The organism is Pseudomonas sp. UBA6310, from assembly GCF_002438225.1.
GTDB lineage: Bacteria > Pseudomonadota > Gammaproteobacteria > Pseudomonadales > Pseudomonadaceae > Pseudomonas_O > Pseudomonas_O kuykendallii.
In genome coordinates this window covers 1-4,370 of record NZ_DJTK01000071.1, presented here as the reverse complement: position 1 = coordinate 4,370, position 4,370 = coordinate 1, and the positions used below count along the sequence as shown (strand labels likewise).

Below are 4,370 nucleotides of genomic sequence, written 5' to 3'. Positions count from 1 at the left end.
TCGCCCTTCGCCAGTGCCCCGCCGATCATGCATGCCGTCGCCCGCCTGCGCGCCGAACGCCTCGCCCGCAGCCTGAAACCCTTCGTCGCCCGTGGATCGCGTGCGCCACGCTGCCCCGATTGCCGAATCCAGTTCAGCCACTGCGTGTGCGCGTGGCGGCCACGGGTGGAGACGCGCTCGGCGATGTGCCTGCTGATGCACGACGTCGAAGCGTTGAAACCGAGCAACACCGGCTGGCTGATCGCCGACCTGGTACGCGACACCTCGGCGTTCGGCTGGCTGCGCACCGCGGTCGACCCGGCGCTACCGGCGCTGCTGGAAGACCCGCAATGGCAGCCTTACCTGGTGTTCCCCGGCGAGTACGCGGCGCCCGAACGGGTGGTCGACGAGGTGCGGGTGGAAGAGGGCAAGCGGCCGCTGTTCGTCCTGCTCGACGCCACCTGGACCGAGGCGCGCAAGATGTTTCGCAAGAGTCCCTACCTGGATCGCCTGCCGGTGCTCAGCCTGCAGCCCGAGCAGCTCTCGCGCTACCGCTTGCGCCGCTCCAAGCGCGATGACCACCTGTGCACCGCCGAAGTCGCCGCGCTCTGCCTCGAACTGGCCGGCGATGACGCCGCGGCCGATGCGCTGGGCGTCTACCTCGACGTGTTCACCGCCCATTACCTGGGCGCGAAATATCACCACGAGATCGACCCGCAGGACGACGCGCACCAGCGCCTGAAAGCCTTCCTGCCGTAGGGCGGATCACGCTTTACCGATCCACCAGGCGCTGCGGCATCCCGCCTGCTATGACAGCCGTGCTACCCACGCCGGGTTCAAACCGTTTTCCTCGGCCACAGCTGCGCCACCAGCATGCCGGCGAACATCAGCGCGCAGCCGATGTAGCCTTTCGGCGCGAGAATCTCGTCGAGGAACAGCGAGCCGGCGAGGGCGGCGAACACCGCCTCCAGCGAGAGGATGATCGCCGCATGGGAGGCGATGGCGTGTTTCTGCGCCACCACCTGCAGGGTGTAGCCGATCGCCACGCCGCACAGCCCGCCGTAGAGGATCGCCGGGCCGGCGTCGAGAATCGCCGCGAGCCGGATGTCCTCCAGGCACACAGCCAGCAGCAGACTGACCACCGCGCAGGTGGCGAACTGCAGCAGCGCCAGGCGCAGCGGATCGTGGCGGCTGGCGAAGAACCCCACCAGCAGCACATGCACGCCCCAGACGAACGCCCCGGCCAGTTGCAGCCAGTCGCCCGAGGCGACGTGGAAACCGTCGCCGACGCTGAGCAGGAACATCCCCACCACCGCCAGCGAGGCGCCCAGCCAGGTGCCGGCGCCGGCGCGCTGGCCGATCAGCAGTCCGAGCAGCGGCACGATGATCACGTAGAGCCCGGTGATGAAGCCGGAGTTGGTGACGCTGGTGAACAGCAGGCCGACCTGCTGCAGGTTGATCCCCAGCGATACCGCCAGGCCCATGCCGATGCCGCCCAGCACCAGCCCGCGATTGAGCGGCTGGCGCGGCTGGCCGTTTCGGGCACGGCCGAGGAACAGCACGATCGGCAACAGCACCAGGCTGCCGAGGGCGAAGCGCAGGCCGGTATAGAGGAAGGGACCGACGGAGTCCATGCCCAGGCGTTGCGCGACGAAGGAAAACCCCCAGATCAGGGCGGTCAGGACCATCAGCAGGTCGGCGCGCAGGGCGTGGCTTCGCATGGAGACTCTCGGCGGAAAAAGGCGCAGACTTTGCCGCAAAGCCCGCAGCTTGACCACCCCCGCATCGCTCGGCATGCTTGGCGCCGCTCCGAGGTGTGTTTAGGAACGATGCGGGTCCGTGCGGCGTCGAAATCGGCACCAGGGTGCTCATTCACGCCAGATGGCCGGGCGTATCAGCCCAGCCGGCGTTGGCTGATCCGCGTTGCCCGGGATCGTGCGTTACGTCCGTAACACCCTCTCGAATGTTCGGGCCCAACAAGAAATAGGGATATGTCATGGCCGCCCACGAAATTCTCATCGCCGACGATCACCCGCTGTTCCGCAGCGCGTTGCACCAGGCTCTGACCCTGGGGCTGGGCAGCGGCGTGCGGCTGGTGGAAGCCGCCAGCATCGCCGAGCTGGAAAGCCGCCTGGCGGAAAAGGGCGACTGGGACCTGGTGCTGCTCGACCTGAACATGCCGGGCGCCTACGGGTTCTCCGGCCTCGTGCTGCTGCGCGGTCAGTACCCGCAAGTGCCGGTGGTGATGATCTCGGCCCAGGAAGAGGCCGCGGTGGTCGCCCGCTCGCGTGAGTTCGGCGCCAGCGGCTTCATTCCCAAGTCCAGCCCGCTGGAAGTGATCCAGCACGCCGTGCGCGCGGTGCTCGATGGCGATGAGTGGTGGCCGGTGCTGTCGGACACCGCGGTCAGCGTCTCCGCCGAAGCCAAGGCTGCCAGCGCCGGCCTCGCCAGCCTCACCCCGCAGCAGTTCCGCGTGCTGACGATGGTGTGCGAGGGCCTGCTGAACAAACAGATCGCCTACGAGCTGAGCGTCTCCGAAGCCACTGTCAAAGCCCACGTCACCGCCATCTTCCGCAAGCTCGGTGTACGCACCCGCACCCAGGCCGCGCTGCTGCTGCAGCAGATGGAAAGCATCCCGGCCAACTGATCGCCGCCTCGCTTCACGTTTTCTTGACCGACCGCCGCCTAGCATCGCCCCCTCGAACAACGAGGGGCGCAGCATGTCACCGTACAAAGGGCAGGTCGGATTCAAACGTGTCTTCAACGCCACCGGCTATTCCCTGGCCGGGCTGCGTGCCGCCTTCCGCGGCGAGGCGGCCTTCCGCCAGCTGGTGCTGCTCAACCTGGTGCTGATTCCGCTCAGCTTGGTCTTCTCGGTCAGCCGCGGCGAACGCGCGATGCTGATCGCCGTGTGCCTGCTGGCGTTGATCGTCGAGCTGTTCAATTCGGCGATCGAGGCGGTGGTCGATCGGGTTTCCCTGGAGCGGCACCCCCTGTCCAGGGATGCCAAGGACATGGGCAGCGCCGCCCAGTTCGTCGCGCTGACGATGATCGCCGTGGTCTGGGCGCTGATCCTGCTGGGCTGATCAGGCGATCGGTTGCAACTGCACCTGGTCGCTGCGCTCCACGCCGGCGGTGAGTTGGCGGCACTGTTCGAGGAACTCGCGCATCGCCGCGGTCTGGTACTTCTGCCGGTGCCAGATGAAATAGAACTGCCGGCGCAGGTCCAGGTCGGGCGTTTCCAGCGCCACCAGACTGCCGCGGCGGAAGGCATCGCGCAGCGCCAGGCGCGAGATGCAGCCGATGCCCAGGCCCGACTCCACCGCACGCTTGATCGCTTCGGTGTGTTCCAGCTCCAGGCGCACGTTCAGCTCGGCGAGGTGGGGGCGCAGGGCCTGCTCGAAGGTCAGCCGCGTCCCCGAGCCGCTTTCGCGCAGAATCCACGCCTCGGCGGTGAGCTCCGCCAGGCTGGCCCGGCCGCGACCGGCGAGCGGATGGCCGGGCGCGCAGAACACCACCAGTTCGTCCTGCACCCAGGGTTGCACCTCGATATCCGGGTGCCGGCAATCGCCCTCGATCAGGCCGAGGTCGAGTTCGTAATGCGCCACCTGCTGCACCACGTTGGCGGTGTTCTGCACCTGCAGCTTCACCCGGCATTCCGGATGACGCTGCATGAAGCTGCCGATCAGCAGGGTCGCCAGGTAGTTGCCGATGGTCAGGGTCGCGCCCACCGCCAGCGAGCCGAAACTGCTGCGACCGTCGAGGAGGTTCTCGATCGCCTTGGCCTGGTTGATCAGCGCCATCGCCTGCGGCAACAGCTGATGGCCGAGGGCATTCAGGCTGACGCGCTTGCCGGCGCGGTCGAAGAGCTGGCAGTCGGTCTGCCGCTCCAGCTCGGTCAGCGCGGTGCTCGCCGCCGACTGTGAAAGCGCCAGCGATTCGGCCGCGCGGGAGACGCTTTCGTGCTGGGCCACGGCGACGAAGATCTGCAATTGCCGGAGAGTAAAACGCATATCTATATAACCGATAACCCTTATCTTGATAATTCATTTAACAGATATTGTGGGCGCGATTAGAATCCCGCGCAATTCTCTGCCCGCCTGGGCGGCTGCTTCTATCTGGAGACCCCGAATGAGCAAGTTGGCGACCGAACGCGTTCTCAGTGTTCATCACTGGAACGACACCCTGTTCAGCTTCAAGGTGACCCGCGATCCGGGGTTGCGCTTCCAGAATGGGCAGTTCGTCATGATCGGTCTCGAAGTCGACGGTCGCCCGCTGCTGCGCGCCTACTCCATCGCCAGCCCGAACTACGAAGAGCATCTCGAGTTCTTCAGCATCAAGGTGCAGGACGGCCCGCTGACCTCGCGCCTGCAGCACCTCAAGGAAGGCGA

Annotated in this window: 5 protein-coding genes and 1 pseudogene; 4 read left to right on the top strand and 2 right to left on the bottom strand. The window is 66.6% G+C overall.

Going from position 1 to position 4,370, the window contains the following annotated elements; translation table 11 throughout:
• Positions 1 to 24 precede the first annotated feature (24 nt).
• A complete protein-coding gene (locus B3E91_RS17390) occupies positions 25 to 738 on the top strand; it encodes a tRNA-uridine aminocarboxypropyltransferase (RefSeq protein ID WP_286784432.1) in 714 nt (237 codons plus the stop codon).
• Positions 739 to 815: 77 nt separating this feature from the next.
• On the opposite strand, the gene B3E91_RS17385 is transcribed toward B3E91_RS17390, so the two are convergent.
• Entirely contained in the window at positions 816 to 1,775 is a 960-nt protein-coding gene (locus B3E91_RS17385) for a DMT family transporter (protein WP_414708292.1), read from the bottom strand.
• Positions 1,776 to 1,975: 200 nt separating this feature from the next.
• Here B3E91_RS17385 and erdR point away from each other — a divergent pair, with 200 nt between their 5' ends.
• Positions 1,976 to 2,626: a response regulator transcription factor ErdR gene (gene erdR / locus B3E91_RS17380; protein WP_090226733.1), complete on the top strand. Its 651-nt coding sequence runs from the start codon at positions 1,976 to 1,978 to the stop codon at positions 2,624 to 2,626.
• Between the two features lie 73 nt (positions 2,627 to 2,699).
• The gene (locus B3E91_RS17375; protein WP_287030715.1) at positions 2,700 to 3,065 is read left to right on the top strand and encodes a diacylglycerol kinase; all 366 of its coding nucleotides are present in this window, start codon (positions 2,700 to 2,702) and stop codon (positions 3,063 to 3,065) included.
• On the opposite strand, the gene B3E91_RS17370 is transcribed toward B3E91_RS17375, so the two are convergent.
• On the bottom strand, positions 3,066 to 3,992 hold the full coding sequence (locus tag B3E91_RS17370) for a LysR family transcriptional regulator (protein WP_273231813.1): 927 nt from the start codon (positions 3,990 to 3,992) through the stop codon (positions 3,066 to 3,068). It abuts the gene before it with no gap.
• Between the two features lie 118 nt (positions 3,993 to 4,110).
• Between B3E91_RS17370 and fpr the strand changes: the two are divergent.
• Positions 4,111 to 4,370: pseudogene (gene fpr, locus B3E91_RS17365) on the top strand (ferredoxin-NADP reductase); the annotation flags it as partial.